Origin of the sequence: Pseudomonas sp. NPDC077451, assembly GCF_044543345.1 — a bacterium.
Lineage (GTDB): Bacteria > Pseudomonadota > Gammaproteobacteria > Pseudomonadales > Pseudomonadaceae > Stutzerimonas.
Map to the genome: position 1 here is coordinate 665,710 of NZ_JBITVX010000001.1, position 15,072 is coordinate 680,781.

The following is a 15,072-nucleotide window of genomic DNA, read 5'->3' on the forward strand; positions in this document are numbered from 1 at the left end:
TGAGGCACAACGTCAGCGCACGCAGGATCAAGCGTCATATCACAAGTTCGTAACACCAGGATTTCACCGCTTTGCTTGAGCTAGGCCGGGTCAGTAGGATCGACGGATAAAACAAAGGAGAGTTGCATGCGCACCCGATTGGATGTCTGTCTGCGGGCGGTCAATGAAGTGCTGCTCGGCAAGCAATCGCAGGTGCGATTGGCCATGGCTTGCCTGCTGGCGAGGGGGCACCTGCTGGTCGAGGACCTGCCCGGCATGGGCAAGACGACCTTGAGCCATGCGCTTGCAAAGGTCATGGGGCTGGACTTCCAGCGCATCCAGTTCACTTCCGACCTGCTGCCCGGCGATATCCTCGGTACCTCTGTTTTCGACAAGGATAGCGGTCAGTTCGTATTCCACCCTGGACCGATCTTTGCCGAGTTGGTGCTGGCTGACGAAATCAACCGGGCCACACCGAAAAGCCAGAGCGCACTGCTTGAAGCGATGGAAGAAGGGCAGGTAACGATCGAGGGCGCGACGCGACCTTTGCCGGAGCCCTTCTTCGTGGTCGCCACGCAGAACCCGGTCAGCTCTGGCGGCACCTTCGCGTTGCCCGAATCCCAGCTGGATCGCTTCCTCATGCGCCTTTCGCTGGGATACCCGGCCAAAGCGGCGGAGAAAGCGTTGCTGCTCGGCGATTCGCGTCGTAATTTGCTCACTCGGTTACAACCCCAGCTGGATCGCGCCGAGCTAGCTGCTATCCAGCAGACGGTGAGCGCTGTTCGCGTCAGTGATGCTCTGGTCGATTACGTCCTGCGCTTGGTCGAGGCCACGCGCACTCAGCCGCAATTTGCCTGGGGCTTGTCACCTCGCGCCAGCCTGGCGCTGCTGGCGGCAGCCCGTGCCTGGGCCTTTCTCGACGGCCGAGATTACGTGATTCCGGAAGACGTCCAGGCGGTGCTGCCCTCGGTGGTTGGCCATCGGTTGCGCGAACGCGCCGATGCCACCGGGCATGGCGGCGGCGCGCTGGTGCAATGGCTGTTGCGCGAAGTGCCGGCGCTGTGATGCCGCCGCTGCTGGGCTGACGGGGAGCGGCTATGCGAGTGCTACCACGGATACGAGATCGCTGGCTGCTCAAACGCATCCCTCCGGGCCCTAGCGTACGCCTCAACCAGCGGCGCATCTTCATCATGCCCACAGCGGTCGGGATGAGCTTCCTCGTCGCGCTGCTGTTGATGCTGCTTGCCGCGATCAACTACGAGAACAGTCTGGCTTATGCCCTGACGTTTTTGCTGGGCTCGGTATTTGTCGTGGCGATTCTGCATACCTGGCGCAACCTGGCGGGTCTCGAATTGCAGGCAGGGGGGGCTGAGGCGGTTTTTCTTGGCGAGCAGGCGTGTTTGCGGGTGCGCCTGGAGAGTCGCGGACGCGTTTACCAAGCCGTCTCGGTCGGATGGCCCAAAAGCGGGCTGCAGTTGGTTGACGTGCCGGCCGCAGGCACCTGTGAACTGCACCTGAGCCTGCCCACCGAGCGCCGTGGCTGGCTACGACCAGGACGGTTGCGCGTTGAGAGTAGATTTCCCTTGGGCATTCTCGTGGCGTGGAGCTGGGTGGATTTGCAGCTCGCCGCGCTGGTGTACCCACGCCCGCTTGCGGGTGATCTACCCCAGGGCGTCGGGCTGGACGAAGAGAGCGGTGAAGGTTCGCGGGCACTGGGCAGCGGCATCGACGATTACCAGGGCTTGCGTCCCTGGCAACCAGGCGACTCGAAAAAACGATTGCACTGGAAAGCCTATTCGCGCGGTCAAGGCTTGCTGGTGAAGGATTTCACTGCGCTGTCCGGTGAGGACCCGCTACTGGATTTCGATGAACTCGCCGGAGATATCGAATCCCGGTTGTCGTTGCTCTGTCATTGGGTGGTGGAACTGTCGTCGCGCCAGCAACCCTTCGCCCTCCGAATAGCGGAAACCACCATTGAGGCCGCTGTGGGTGTTGAGCACCGGAACCGTTGTCTGCGAGCACTGGCGCTGTTCGGCCAGCAATCGGCGGCGCCGCAATGAGCAGCTTGCAGCCTATCCCACGCAACGGCCTGGTCTGGCTGTTGGTCGCGCAGGTGCTGGTCATCCTGCCGCATCTGGCTCATCTGCCATTGTGGATCATCGGCCTCTGGCTGGGTTGCGCGATCTGGCGGGTGCAGATCTTCCGCATGCGCGCTCCATACCCACGGAGCTGGGTAAAGGCACTGATGATGCTGGGCGCTGCATTTGGCGTTTATTTCTCACGCGGCGGGCTGATCGGGCTCGATGCAGGTGTGGTGCTGCTGATCGCGGCGTTTATTCTCAAACTGGTGGAGATGCGTAGTCGTCGCGATGCGTTGGTACTGGTCTTTCTTGGCTTCTTTGCCGTGGTCACCAGCTATCTGTTCAATGACGGCCTGCTCGCTGGGATCTATAGCTTGGCGCCAATCACCGCGCTGCTGGCGGCGATGATCGGCTTACAGCAGAGCCCTGCGGGCACTCATCCCTGGCCGACGTTGCGACTGGCCGGCTCGTTGCTCCTGCAGGCGATCCCACTGATGCTGGTGCTGTTCGTCCTGTTTCCGCGTCTAGGGCCGCTTTGGTCATTGCCTCAACCGAAGGATCGCGGCGTCACCGGTCTGGCTGACAGCATGTCGCCAGGCGATATGGCCGAGCTGAGTCGCTCGAGTGCCCTGGCATTTCGCGCCAGCTTCGAGGGCCCGATCCCTGATAGGGATCAGCTGTACTGGCGAGCAGTAACCTTTGAGCGTTTCGATGGAAGGCGATGGTCGCAATCTTTCAAATCGCAGCTTCCGCAGACCCCAGAATGGTCACCGCGGGGGGCACCGGTTGCATACAGCATCGTCATGCAGCCCAGTGGGCGGCCATGGTTGTATGGATTGGACGTAGCGCAGGTCGACGCGGGCGATGTGCGACTGATGAGCGATTTCCACCTGGCGCGCCCTCGGCCAGTCGACAAACCGCTGTTGTACCAGGCGACTTCCTGGCCGGAGGCACTGCGCGAGCCAAATGCTGGACCTGCTGTTCTGGGAAGGGCTTTGGAACTGCCGTCCACTGGCAACTTACGCAGTAGGGCCTGGGCGGCGGAGCTGCGACGCGCGCATCAGACGCCCAAGGCAACGGTGCAAGCGCTGCTCAGCCATTTCAACCAGCAGCCGTACAGCTATACCTTGCGACCTTCGCCGGTGGGCGAGGACATCGTCGACGGTTTTCTCTTCGATACGCTGAACGGATTTTGCATTCATTACGCAGGCGCGATGACCTTCGTGCTGCGCGCGGCCGGTATCCCCGCGCGGGTGGTCGCTGGCTATCAGGGTGGGGAGGTCAACCCTTCGGGCAACTACCTGTCGGTGCGTCAACTTGATGCCCATGCCTGGGTTGAATATTGGGAGGCGGGCAGCGGGTGGGCCAGTGTGGATCCGACATTCCAGGTCGCGCCGGAACGGATCGAGCGCGGGCTGGAGGAGGCGCTTGACGCTGAGCAGGATCTGATCGAAGGCGCCATCATGGACCTTCGGCGCTACCGCGACATTGGTTGGCTGAACGACCTGCGTTTTGGCTGGGACAGTCTCAATTACGGCTGGCAGCGCTGGGTCCTTAATTACCAGGGCGAACGGCAGCTGGAAGTACTGCAAGGATTGTTCGGTAAGGTCGACTCCCGCAAGCTCGGTCTACTGATGGTCGCCACGGGGGCGTTGCTGGTTGTCCTGCTGGCGCTTCTGCTCCTGAAGCCTTGGCGCCGGGAACAAGATGCGCAACTGCGCCAGTTCCAGCGCTTCGAACAATTGCTGGCGCGGCATGGCGTGGCGCGGCAGGCAGGCGAGGGTGCGCGCGACTTCGCCCAACGTGCAGCAGAGCGGCTGCCGCCTTCTGCCGCCCAGATTCAAGCGTTCGCTGGACTGTACGAACAGGCCCGTTATGCGGGTCAGCCGACCGACCTGGCCGAGATGAAGGCTGTACTCCGAAGCTTGCGACGCCAGCTGCCTTGGCGTGCCAGAGTGAGCAAGCCGCGGGTTGATATCGACGGCGACAACCTATAGCTGCTTGAGATGGCATGACATCACCAACTGTTCGGCAATGCCCCCGTGGGTCCGCGCAGCGATAAGATAAACCGCAATAACAACGAGTCGAGGTAGGAATGACCCTGTCCGAACTGCTACAAGCCGTGCGTGAAGCTCCTCAAGATGTCGTCGTGCCTGCCAGCTGGGGGCAAGGCCGGGCCGGTTTTGGAGGGTTGGCCGCGGCGCTGGTATTTGAGGCTATGCAGGCCAAAGTGCCGAGTGATCGTCCGGTGCGGTCGCTGTCGATCACCTTTGTTGGGCCGCTTGCGGTTGATGTGCCCGTCAGCTTCGAGGCTGAAGTGCTGCGTGAAGGCAAGGCGGTCAGTCAGGTACTCGGCCGTGCCATCCAGAACGGCCAGGTGGTGACTCTGGTGCAAGGCAGCTTCGGCGCAGCACGTGTCTCCGCCGTCAGGGTGGAGGCTGAGCCGGCGCCAGAACTGCCGCCGGTGGAAGCCTGCCAGGAGCTGCCCTACATCAGCGGTGCGACACCTGAGTTCACCCGCCATCTGGCCATGCGCTGGGGCATTGGCGGTCTTCCTTTCTCAGGTAATACATCGCGAGAAATGGGCGGATGGGTTCGTCAGCGTGGCGAGGTCGACCGGGAACCAGTAACTGTCTCGCATCTGCTTGCCCTCGTCGACGCATGGCCACCGGCCGTGCTGCCACACCTGAACAGTTTCGCCCCGGGCAGCTCGCTGACCTGGACCATCGAGTTTGTCCAGCCACTGCCGATACTCGATACCCACGAATGGTGCCGGTACCGCGCGGTGATCGAGCACGCTCAGGACGGCTACGGTCATTGCGCGGCCGCGTTATGGACTGGCAGCGGTGAACTGGTTGCACTGAGTCGACAGACGGTAACCGTCTTCGGATAAGCAGAGCGCCGCCCGCTGGCTCTTACGCCAGCGGGCCAATAGGCCATCCGTACATGCTGATGCGGTCAAAGCTTGAGCTGGTGAATCGCTTTGCTGAGTTCGCCGGAGAGTGCCGCGAGTTCTGCGCTGGTGTTTGCCGATTCGACGGTTTGCTGGACAGTTCTCTCGGTGACGTCGCGAATGCCGGTGACTGAGCGGTTCAGCTCCTCGGCAACTTCGCTCTGTTGTTCAGCGGCCACGGCAATTTGCGTGTTGCTTTCGCGCATCTGTGCGACTGCCGCAGTAATGGCTTCGAGCGCGAGTCCTGCCTCCCTTGCTTCGCGCACGCAGTCGTCTGCCTTGAGTGAGCTTTCCTGCATGAATTCGACGGCGTCGCGGGTCATGGTTTGCAGACCGGTGATCATCTGGGTGATTTCGTCAGTCGATACCTGAACGCGTTTGGCCAGGCTGCGCACTTCATCTGCAACCACAGCGAAGCCGCGGCCCATTTCACCGGCACGTGCGGCTTCAATCGCCGCGTTCAGGGCCAGCAAGTTGGTTTGTTCGGCGATGCTGTGGATAACGCTGACCACGCCGTTGATTTTCTGGCTGTCGGCCGCCAGCTGGCCGATCGTTTCGGCCGTTTGCTGGACGCCCTGCGACAGGCTGGATATAGAGCGCTCGACCCGTCCCACGACATTCTGTCCGTTGCCCGCGAGGCGGTCGGCACTCTGCGACTGGTCGCGTGTTTCCCTGGCGTGTTCGGCGATGTGGTGGACAGTGGCGGTCATCTCGTTGATTGCAGTCGCTGCCTGGTCGGTTTCGCTCTGCTGGCCGAGCATGCCCTGGCGGACCTCGCTCATGCTTGATGCCAGTCGAGCGGCTCCGTCATCGAGCCGGGTCGCCGCCTGGGCAACGGTGCTGACAATGCGTTGGTAACCGGCTTGCATTGCGTTGAATGCCGCAGCCATCTCGCCGACCTCATCACCGCTGGCCAAAGGTACTCGCATCGACAGGTCGCCGCTGCGCTCGACATGCACCATTACGTTCTTGAGCGTATTGAGATGGCTTAGCAGGAAGTGGATCAACAACTGTGATGCGGCCAGCAGCACCAACATCAACACAGCAACAGCAATGGCATAGCTGAAGAAATGTTCACCCAGCAGCTGCATGGTGCTGGGCACACGAGCCAGCACGGCAAGGGTGTCCCCGCCCGGTCGGGCTACCAGTTGGGTGCCCACGATCGGTGTCTTGCCGAACAGCCGGTCATGCTCGATTGCAACCCACCCTTGGCTGGCAGTTACAGGTTGCCCCTCGACAGCAATTGCCTGACCGGCCGGAAATACTTGAATGTCGGCGTTCCTAGGTATTGCTGAGCCTTCTGGCCAGGCCTGTAGTAGAGCCCCCAATTGCTGCGCATTGTTCTGAGCGTCGTGGCTTCGCGATTGCTGTTCGAGTTGCAGGGCAAAGAGCACCAGTAGCAGCGTGGTAGCGAATGACACCAGGTTCAGCGCCCAGAACTTGTACTTCAGTGAGAGATCGCGAATCCATAAAGCCATTGCATGCTCTTCTTATGTCGATGACCGGAACGTTCGTCGCGCAGTGGCATCGCCGCCTTTTTGCGAACCCGTTCTGTTAACGGCCGAAAGTGGTTGGGCTTGAGCCAGTTCAGTGTTCATTCAGCGGCTCGATGCGGAAGAATTTCTGAGCACAGCGGGTCGTGCTCTGCGCCAGCTGTTCCTCGCTGACACCTCGATGCTGCGCCACTTCACGGAGTACTTCAGGAAGAAATGCCGGCTCGTTCTGCCCACCTTTAGGTTTCGGCCGCAGCGTGCGTGGCAGCAGGTAGGGTGCATCGCTTTCGAGCATCAAGCGAGCTTCAGAGATGTCGCGCACCAGTGGATGCAGGTGAGTGCCGCGGCGCTCATCGCATATCCAGCCAGTAATGCCGATGTGGAGGTCGAGATCGAGGTAGGCATAGAGCGCGCGTTTCTCACCGGTAAAGCAGTGCACGACCGCAGCGCTGAGCTTGTCACGGAACGGCCGAAGTATTTGTACCAGACGCTGGTCGGCGTCGCGCTCGTGAAGAAACACCGGCAGGCCGGTTTCTACTGCCAACTGCAGGTGTTCTTCCAGGACCCGCTCCTGCTGTGCACGAGGGGACAGATCCCGGTTGAAATCCAGTCCGCACTCGCCGACCGCGCGCGTCTCGGGTTCGGCGAGTAGGGCTTTGAGCTGTGCACTAGTACTGGACGTCCATTGGCTCGCGTCATGAGGGTGGATACCTGCAGTACAGAACAACCGTTGCCGGCCTTCATCTAGCTCCCGGCAGAGGGCCAGTGCTGCTTCGCTTTCAGAAAGGCTAGTGCCGGTCAAAACCAATTGCGTGACGCCCGCCGTGTAGGCGCGCTCCACAACTGCACGGGGATCACGGGCAAACGTTGGGTGGGTGAGATTGACGCCGATGTCGACAAGTTGCATGAAGCGTCTCGCTTATAAGATCAAAATATATAGATAAAAATCAGGTATTTGCGACTGTTAATTAAAGCCTATTAGAAGGTGCCGCTGGCGGCCAAGCAAAGGCTATGAGAGTCTTCGCCACTTTGCGGCAGGGTGCTGCTGTGCATTTTGTCTCATTCGAGCCGATACCCGGAAATGACCCGATTATTTTCCCTACTGCTGTGTCTGCTGGTGCTTGCACCCTGGCCGGTGGTCGCACGGGTGATGGGGCCGCCAGCCTGGCAGTCGGTGGGTACCGTACGCGATCTCGCCGATATTCGCCGCAGCGGCGTTCTTCGGGTTTTGGTCAATCAAAGTCGTAACAGTTCCGGCGAGGTCAAAGGCGAGCCCATCGGTGTGGAATACGTGCGCCTGCGCGCCTTCGAGCAGTATCTCAATCGTGGTTCGAAGGGCACGCCGATCAGCTTGAAAATCATTCCCAAGGCCAAGGACCAGTTGCTCGGTGCGCTGCAACGCGGTGAGGGCGATCTGGTTGCCCCTGGAGAGATCTTGCCGCAAGGCGCGGCGCGCCGGATAAGCCGTAGCCGTGCTGTGATCGCTCAGGTGCCAATGGTGTTGGTGAGTCGACAGGGTGGCCCTCGTTATAAGAGCTTCGAGCAACTATCAGGTCGTAGCCTGGCGTTGTCGGCCGGCAGTGCCGCGGGCCCCGCGCTGGAGAAGCTCAATCGGAGCCTGATGCAAGCTGGACGGGCACCGATCGCCGTCGAGTGGGTTGATCCCACGTTGGCGGTGGAGGACGTGCTGGAGATGGTACAGGCTGGCGTCTATCCGGCTACCGTGGTGGAGCAGCCCATTGCAGAGCGCTGGGCAAAAGTATTGCCTAAGCTGCGCATCGAATCGCAGCTGACACTGGGCGACCCCGCCGATATGCACTGGTTTGTGCAAAAGGATGCGGGAATGCTAAGTGCGAGCGTCGACCGTTTCCTCCAAACCTACAGCGCGCCTGATAACCAGGATGCAGCATTCGTTCGCGTCTATCGCAGGCTCTATCGGGTGCAGTACCCGCTGGATCGTGTCGGCAGACAGCGCCTGGAAAAAGTCCGTCCGACCTTGCAGCGGCATGCCCAGCAGCAACAGATCGATTGGCTCAACCTGGCTGCGCTGGCTTTCAAAGAGTCGACGCTCGATCCGTCGGCGCGCGGTGCGGGTGGAGCCACCGGGCTGATGCAAGTGACGCCGGCGACCGCTCGTAGCATGGGCGTGAAGGATATCGGTCAACTGGATAACAACGTGCTTGCCAGCGCGAAGTATCTGGCAAATATCCGCCAAACCTTCTTTTCCAGTCCCAGGCTGAACGAGCGCGAGCGCATGGCGTTTGTGCTCGCGGCCTACAACCTCGGACCGCAGCGGGTCCAGAGCCTGCGTGCCGAGGCCCGCCGTCGAGGCCTTAACCCGGACCAGTGGTTTTTCCAGGTTGAGCGCGTTGCCATGTCGAGCATGGGTATGGGTGTGGTCAGCTATGTCAATGCCGTGAACAAGTACTACCTGGCCTACACCCGGGAGCGGTACCTACTCGAAGGCGGCCCGCAGAGCGCTTCCAGCAATTGAATCCTTAGCCGCGCTTGGCGGCGAGCAGCTGCTCGGCAGCTTGCAGCCGTTGGCGCTCGTTCTCATTGAATTGTTCGGCCGCCAAGCGGGCGATGGCGGCACGTTTATCCGCCTCGCCGAGTCCCTGGCTGCGTTGAATCCGGCGTTTCGCCTGGTTATAGGCGGTCAGGCGGCTTTGCCATGCCTGGCGCTGACGGTCGAGTGCCTCCAGGCGGGCTGCGGCTGCGTTGCCGACCAGCTGCTGGCGTAGCTGTCGTAGAGCGGCCGGGTTGCCACCGTTGGCTGCCAGCGCACGTGTCTGCTCTCGCAGTTGCATTTGCATCTGTACCGCCACTGTATCCTTCAGTTCCGCTGGCAGGCTGTCTTGCAACCTGTCCAATGCCGCGCCTTTGCCTGACGCGTCGAGCGTTGCGTCGTGCCGAATGGCCAGGCGTTCCAGCGTGAAGTGGTCATTCGCTTCGTCTAGCGCGAAGAATGCCTGGTGGACCCGATCATCGAAGATCCCCGCGCGCAGCTGCTCAACCGCCCGAAAGCGAGCGCGCATGGCGTCTATGTCGGCCTGTTGCGTATGGTGCTGCTCCAGCAACAGCAGCTGCCTTTTGTAATCCAGGTACTGGCTCAGCAGCTGGATGGCATGGTCCGCTGCAGGCTTGGGGAGCTGCGTTTCGATATAGCGCCGTAGCCTGGCGACGCTGGTTTCGAGCGGTTCCTCGCCAATCGAGGCCAGGAAGTAATCGAAAACACGGCGTATCTCCGCATCGATGATCAGACTTCCGCCCGCGTCAGCCCGCAGTCGGCCGTCCACCCGTGTACCTGCAAAAGAGTCCGGTAGACGGGCAGTCGCGTCAGCCCGCGGCAGCTTCCGGGTGGGTGTTGGGCTTTGTTGCGGACTGACCTCGCTAGTGTTGATCTGAACGGGCTGAGAGTGGCCAAGGATTTGAGTAGGCGTAGGGTCGGGCGGGACACCTCCGTACATCGCGACGCCGAGGATAAGTGTCAATACGAACAGGACGGCAAGCATTTTCATCAGGATGCCTTGTGGTCAGGAGGTGGGGCCGAGCGGCCCCACCGGAGCCTCAGAGGCCTGCGTTCTTCAGGCGGTTGGCGTGCTGGCGGTAAATGGTCACCGGATCGGTTTCGAACAGGCTGGTCAGTCCTAGCACCTGATTGACCTCATCCAGATGGTTCATTCGATAGTTATCACGGATAACCATGCCCAAATGCGAGCTGCAGCGGCCAACCAGGCCGTCATTGGCTTCGTCAAAGGCCAGCGAGCCGGCGCCCAGCATGGCGTCACTCACATCCAGTGGGTTGGTCAGCGGGCTGGTGCCGCTCCAGGAGTAATAGCGCACCCCATTGACCTTGTACGCACCTTCGCCGCAGGCGCTGGTCGGAACCCCTTGCGGATATTTCGCATTGAAACGGGCGGCGCCTTCGCTGTTGAGTGATTCAAGTGAGCCGAGCGAATTCTGTGGTTCGGTACTGGGGCTTCCCGAAAGAAAATGGATCAATGCCCCCATGCCGTTGGTGAGCCCGGCGAGTATGGCTTCGCCACCCGAACCCTCGGGGAGCTTGCGCAACAGGTCGGCAACGTCGGAGCCTTTGTGCGGCGCGCCTACGCTGGTGACCGACGCGACCAGGTCGGGGCGAACGGCAGCAACATAGCGCACGGTTGGCCCACCGTGGCTGTGGCCGACCAGATTCACTTTCGGTTTGCCACTGATCGCAACGATTTCCTCGACTTGTTGAAGAAGTTCCTCTCCACGCAGCTCCGAGGTGTTGAGTTGGCTGACTTCGGTAATGTAAACCTGTGCGCCATCACGTCGAAGCGCCTGGGGAATGCCGTACCAGTAGTCGATGCCAAGCATGCTGTCGAAGCCGAGCATGCCATGCGCGAGCACGATCGGGTAACGCGTCTGGGTGTAGCCGCTGGAGCTGAATAGGCCGGCCTGGGCCTGGCTTGAAATTGCCACGAAGGTTCCGAGGCATAGAGCGAACACAGTCTTGTTCTTATTCATGAATGCACTCAATCAAGGGTGACTGGACATTGGGCAATCCCTCGCCATTCACCGCGCGTAGCGCGTACTGCAGTGGCTACAGGCGCAGCATTCGTGCCAGTTTGCCAGGCGATATAGATAGGAGGCTCTAGCGCAGGCGTTCCGCCTGCGGGATGGTCGCCGGGCTTGGTGGCGGCCACCGAGGCGTCTGTTACCAGATGGAACATCTGGCTGGGTAGGAAAGTGATGATTTGTAAGTTAGCCGAAATTAACCGCTAGATCGAAGAAATACGTGACTGATCGGTCTCAAGATAACTGGTTGGTCATGGGTAGTCGATCGCGACGATGTACCAGAGTTTTGGTCCGGTGGGCGTTTGCACCCGGACTTCAGCATCCAGCGTTTTTCCAACCAAGGCACGCGCCAACGGCGAATCGATGCTGATCAGCCCCTGGCGCAGGTCCAGCTCATCTGGCCCGACAATACGGTAGCGGGCCTGCGCGCCATCTTCGTCCTCGACTGTCACCGAGGCGCCAAAATACACCTTGCCGGGGTCGCTGGGTCGTTCACCGACGACCTTGAGTTTTTCCAGTCGCTTGGTCAAAAAACGTACGCGGCTGTCGATTTCGCGCAGCATCTTCTTACCGTAGGTGTATTCGGCGTTTTCCGAACGGTCGCCTTGCGCCGCCGCCTCGCTGACCGACTGGGTGACCTGAGGACGCTTCACGTGCCACAGTTCATGCAGCTCGGCTCGCAGCCGTGCCTCGCCTTCGGGGGTGATCAGAGGGGTGCCGGCAGGGCGAGGTGGACGATAACGGCTCATGGAGTTTCCAGTTCAGGCACGGGCTGGGCATTCTACAGGTTGTCAAACGCTCAGCCTGCTCCGGTCAATTTTCACGCAGGACGTTCAGTGGGCTGGCATTAAGGGCTCGCCGCGTCCCCAGCACCCCAGCCGCACCGACCAGCAGCGCACCGATCAGCGGTAGCAGTAACAGCCATGGATGCGGCTGCCAGCGAAGATCGAAGACGAAGTGATAGAGCAGGGCGCTGACCAGTTCACAACCCAATGCGGCAAGTACACCACTGGCGGCGCCCAATACCCCAAATTCGGTACGTCTGGCTCTGATCAATAACGTCCGCTCCGCTCCGAGTGCTCGGAGCAGTGCACCTTGACGAATCCGTTCGTCCAGCGTCGCTTGTAGACCGGCGAACAATACCGCCAGCCCTGCTGCCAGCACGAACATCAGCACATATTCGACCGCTAGCGAAACCTGCGACAGGATGCTGCGCAACTGGCTGAGCAAGGCTTCCACCTGCAATATCGTTGCGGACGGAAAATCCCTGGCTAGCTGTACCAGCTCGCGATCCTTCCCTTCGGGCAGATGAAAGCTGGTCATGTAGGTGGCGGGTATATCCTCCAAGGTCTGTGGCTCGAAGATCATGTAGAAGTTGGGTTGGAAGCTGTCCCAGTTGACCTCCCGCAGACTGGTCACGCTGACGTCGCGGGTCAGCCCACCAACTGTGAAGCTGAGTCGGTCACCCAGCTGTACCTGAAGACTCTCGGCCAGCTCGGCTTCCACTGACACGCCAGGCAGTTCGCCTCGCGCTGAAGGCCACCATTGACCGGCGGTTAGGCGATTGTCGGCAGGTATTTCCTGGGCCCAGGTCAGGCTCAGGTCCCGACGAATCGCGCGCTCGCCCTGGCTTTCCTTGCTGACCAGCTGGCGCACCGGCTCGCCGTTGATGGCAACCAGGCGACCCGGTACCACCGGATACAAAGGCGCGACGTGATTGGAGAGTGCGTCGATGCGTGCGGCGAATGCGTCCCGGTCGGCGGGCAGGACATTCAGAACAAAATGGTTGGGGGCGTCATCCGGCAATTGGTTCTGCCAGGTGTCGAGCAGTTCGCCGCGCAGCAGCCCTATCAGCGCCATGGAGAGCAGGATCAGGCCGAAAGCCAGCGACTGACCAGCCGCCGCCAGCGGGTGTCGGAGCAGTTGCCCGAGCCCTAAACGCCATGTCAGCGACGCCCCGGAAAGCGCTCGACGCAGCCCTTTCAGTGCCAGCAAAAGCAGTCCGCCAAGGATCACGGTGGCGAGCAGACCGCCCCCCAGCAGCGCGAGGGTAATCTTCAGGTCCAGACTGAGCCGCCACATGATCACGCCAAGGGCGATGACGGCGGCGCCATACACCAGCCAGGAGCTTGGCGGGATCGGCAGCATGTCGCGGCGCAGTACCCGCAGCGGTGGCACACGACCGAGCGCGGCCAGGGGCGGTAGTGCGAAACCGGCCAGCGCAACCAGGCCGGTTGCAATTCCCGCCAGGGCCGGCCAGAGCGTGGCCGGTGGCACTTCGCTGACCACAAGTTCGCGCAGGAGGAAGAACAACCCATGTTGCGCTGCCCAGCCCAGTAGTGCGCCAACCGTGCTGGCAAACAGGCCGAGGTAGGCGAGTTGCAGGGAATAGAGCATCAGTGCTTCGCGGCGTGACAGACCGAGGCAGCGCAACAGCGCGCTGGCATCGAAGCGGCGCGACGCGAAACGCGCCGCCGACAAGGCCACCGCGACACCCGCGAGCAGCACGGCGGCCAGGCTGGCCAAGTTCAGGTAGCGCTCGGCGCGCCCCAGCGCACCCCCGATTTGGCGGTTGCCGTCTTTGGCTGTCTCGATACGTTGGTGTGGTTGGAGGTCGGCTTTGATGCGCTCTTCATAAGCTCCCAGCTGTTCGGGCGAGCCGCGCCAGAGTTCGCGATAGCTCACACGGCTACCGGGCTGGACCACGCCGGTGGCCTCGAGATCGTCGAGATGCATCAGCACGCGTGGCGTCAAGCTGTAGAAATCGCCGACGCGATCAGGTTCGTAAGTCAGTACGCGGGTCAGCCGCAGCGGCTTGTTACCCACCTCTATTTGATCGCCGATCTGCAGGTCCAGGGCGGCGAACAGGCGCGCTTCGGCCCAGGCTTCGCCTGGCTGCGGGCCTGGACCTGGTTGTTCTGGCTGGTAGGGCGCTGCTGCACTGCGAAGCTCTCCGCGTAACGGATAGCTATCGTCAGCGGCTTTGACGCTGGTCAGCTGCAGGTTGTCATCCGTTGCGACGACGCTGGAGAACTCAACCACCCGAGCGTGCTGGAGTTGTAGTTGCTCGCCTGCCTCGACCTGTTCGGGTTCGGCGGGCGCGCTGCCGCGCAGCACGAGATCGGCGCCCAGAAACTCGGTTGCACGCAGCAGCATGGCGTCGTTCAGGCGCGCGCCGAAATAGCCAATAGCCGTGCTGGCTGCGACCGCGATCAACAGCGCAAAGAACAACACGCGCAACTCACCAGCGCGCGCATCACGCAACAGCTGACGCAGCGCTAGCGTCGCCAAGCGGCTGGCGGGGACATTCTTCATCGGCTCAACTCGTCGAGGAGTTGCCGACCGCCTTCCAGGCGGAGCAGATGCTGACAACGCTGTGCCAAGCGTTCGTCATGAGTCACCAGCACTAACGTCGTGCCGCGTTCGCGGTTGAGCTCGAACAACAGCTCGGTGATGGTTGCGCCCGTATGACTGTCGAGATTGCCGGTCGGCTCATCAGCGAACAGCACCGCCGGCTCCGCGGCAAATGCGCGGGCCACGGCGACACGCTGTTGTTCGCCACCTGACAGTTGCCTTGGGTAATGGTGCAAACGCGCGCCTAGGCCAACCCGGTCGAGCAGTTCGGTAGCTTTCGCCTGTGCGTCACGGCGGCCATGCAGTTCCAGCGGCAGCATGACGTTTTCCAGGGCGTTGAGACTGTCGAGCAGCTGAAACGATTGAAAGACGAAACCGACGTGTTCAGCTCGCACGCGTGCTCGCTGGTCTTCGTCGAGAGCGCCAAGCAGGTGGCCGGCCAGGTGCACCTCGCCCGAGCTGGGCAGGTCCAGGCCAGCCAACAAGCCGAGCAGTGTCGATTTACCAGAACCGGAAGTGCCGACTATCGCAAGGCTGTCGCCCTTGTCGAGACTCAATGACACATCGTCTAGTATCGCCAGCTCGCCTTCCGCGCTGGGTACCGCTTTGCTAAGGTTCCGGGCGTAAAGAATGCTGGCGCTCATGGAGA

At 61.3% G+C, this 15,072-nt stretch carries 12 protein-coding genes; 5 read left to right on the forward strand and 7 right to left on the reverse strand.

Annotation, left to right across the window (positions count from 1 at the left end; translation table 11 throughout):
* The first annotated feature begins 126 nt into the window (after window positions 1-126).
* The 4 genes from ACIGHL_RS03155 (at window position 127) to ACIGHL_RS03170 (ending at window position 4,953) form a co-directional block, all read left to right on the forward strand.
* A complete protein-coding gene (locus tag ACIGHL_RS03155) occupies window positions 127-1,044 on the forward strand; it encodes an AAA family ATPase (RefSeq protein WP_216706798.1) in 918 nt (305 codons plus the stop codon).
* A gap of 32 nt (window positions 1,045-1,076) precedes the next feature.
* Entirely contained in the window at window positions 1,077-2,039 is a 963-nt protein-coding gene (locus ACIGHL_RS03160; protein WP_216706799.1) for a DUF58 domain-containing protein, read from the forward strand.
* Complete coding sequence (locus ACIGHL_RS03165) at window positions 2,036-4,057, forward strand: transglutaminase TgpA family protein (protein ID WP_216706800.1); 2,022 nt, start codon at window positions 2,036-2,038, stop codon at window positions 4,055-4,057. Before ACIGHL_RS03160 ends, ACIGHL_RS03165 begins: the two co-directional genes overlap by 4 nt.
* A 98-nt stretch (window positions 4,058-4,155) precedes the next feature.
* A complete protein-coding gene (locus tag ACIGHL_RS03170; protein WP_128121165.1) occupies window positions 4,156-4,953 on the forward strand; it encodes an acyl-CoA thioesterase in 798 nt (265 codons plus the stop codon).
* Between the two features lie 65 nt (window positions 4,954-5,018).
* Here ACIGHL_RS03170 and ACIGHL_RS03175 read toward each other — a convergent pair whose 3' ends face one another.
* Complete coding sequence (locus tag ACIGHL_RS03175; protein ID WP_128121166.1) at window positions 5,019-6,491, reverse strand: methyl-accepting chemotaxis protein; 1,473 nt, start codon at window positions 6,489-6,491, stop codon at window positions 5,019-5,021.
* 109 nt (window positions 6,492-6,600) lie between these two features.
* A complete protein-coding gene (locus tag ACIGHL_RS03180) occupies window positions 6,601-7,413 on the reverse strand; it encodes a TatD family hydrolase (RefSeq protein ID WP_216706801.1) in 813 nt (270 codons plus the stop codon).
* Between the two features lie 174 nt (window positions 7,414-7,587).
* Between ACIGHL_RS03180 and ACIGHL_RS03185 the strand changes: the two genes are divergently transcribed.
* On the forward strand, window positions 7,588-9,000 hold the full coding sequence (locus ACIGHL_RS03185; protein ID WP_128121168.1) for an MltF family protein: 1,413 nt from the start codon (window positions 7,588-7,590) through the stop codon (window positions 8,998-9,000).
* 4 nt (window positions 9,001-9,004) lie between these two features.
* Here ACIGHL_RS03185 and ACIGHL_RS03190 read toward each other — a convergent pair whose 3' ends face one another.
* From ACIGHL_RS03190 to ACIGHL_RS03210, 5 genes are all read right to left on the reverse strand, one after another.
* Window positions 9,005-10,027, reverse strand: a complete 1,023-nt coding sequence (locus ACIGHL_RS03190) for a lipase secretion chaperone (protein ID WP_128121169.1) — start codon at window positions 10,025-10,027, stop codon at window positions 9,005-9,007.
* 49 nt (window positions 10,028-10,076) lie between these two features.
* Window positions 10,077-11,018 (reverse strand): triacylglycerol lipase, encoded by a 942-nt coding sequence (locus ACIGHL_RS03195; protein WP_216706802.1) that lies wholly within the window; start codon window positions 11,016-11,018, stop codon window positions 10,077-10,079.
* A gap of 302 nt (window positions 11,019-11,320) precedes the next feature.
* Complete coding sequence (greB, locus tag ACIGHL_RS03200) at window positions 11,321-11,818, reverse strand: transcription elongation factor GreB (protein ID WP_216706803.1); 498 nt, start codon at window positions 11,816-11,818, stop codon at window positions 11,321-11,323.
* A 64-nt stretch (window positions 11,819-11,882) separates the two neighbouring features.
* Window positions 11,883-14,384, reverse strand: a complete 2,502-nt coding sequence (locus tag ACIGHL_RS03205; protein ID WP_128121170.1) for an ABC transporter permease — start codon at window positions 14,382-14,384, stop codon at window positions 11,883-11,885.
* Window positions 14,381-15,067, reverse strand: a complete 687-nt coding sequence (locus ACIGHL_RS03210) for an ABC transporter ATP-binding protein (protein WP_045426413.1) — start codon at window positions 15,065-15,067, stop codon at window positions 14,381-14,383. The genes ACIGHL_RS03205 and ACIGHL_RS03210 overlap by 4 nt, the downstream gene beginning before the upstream one ends.
* Window positions 15,068-15,072: the final 5 nt, after the last annotated feature.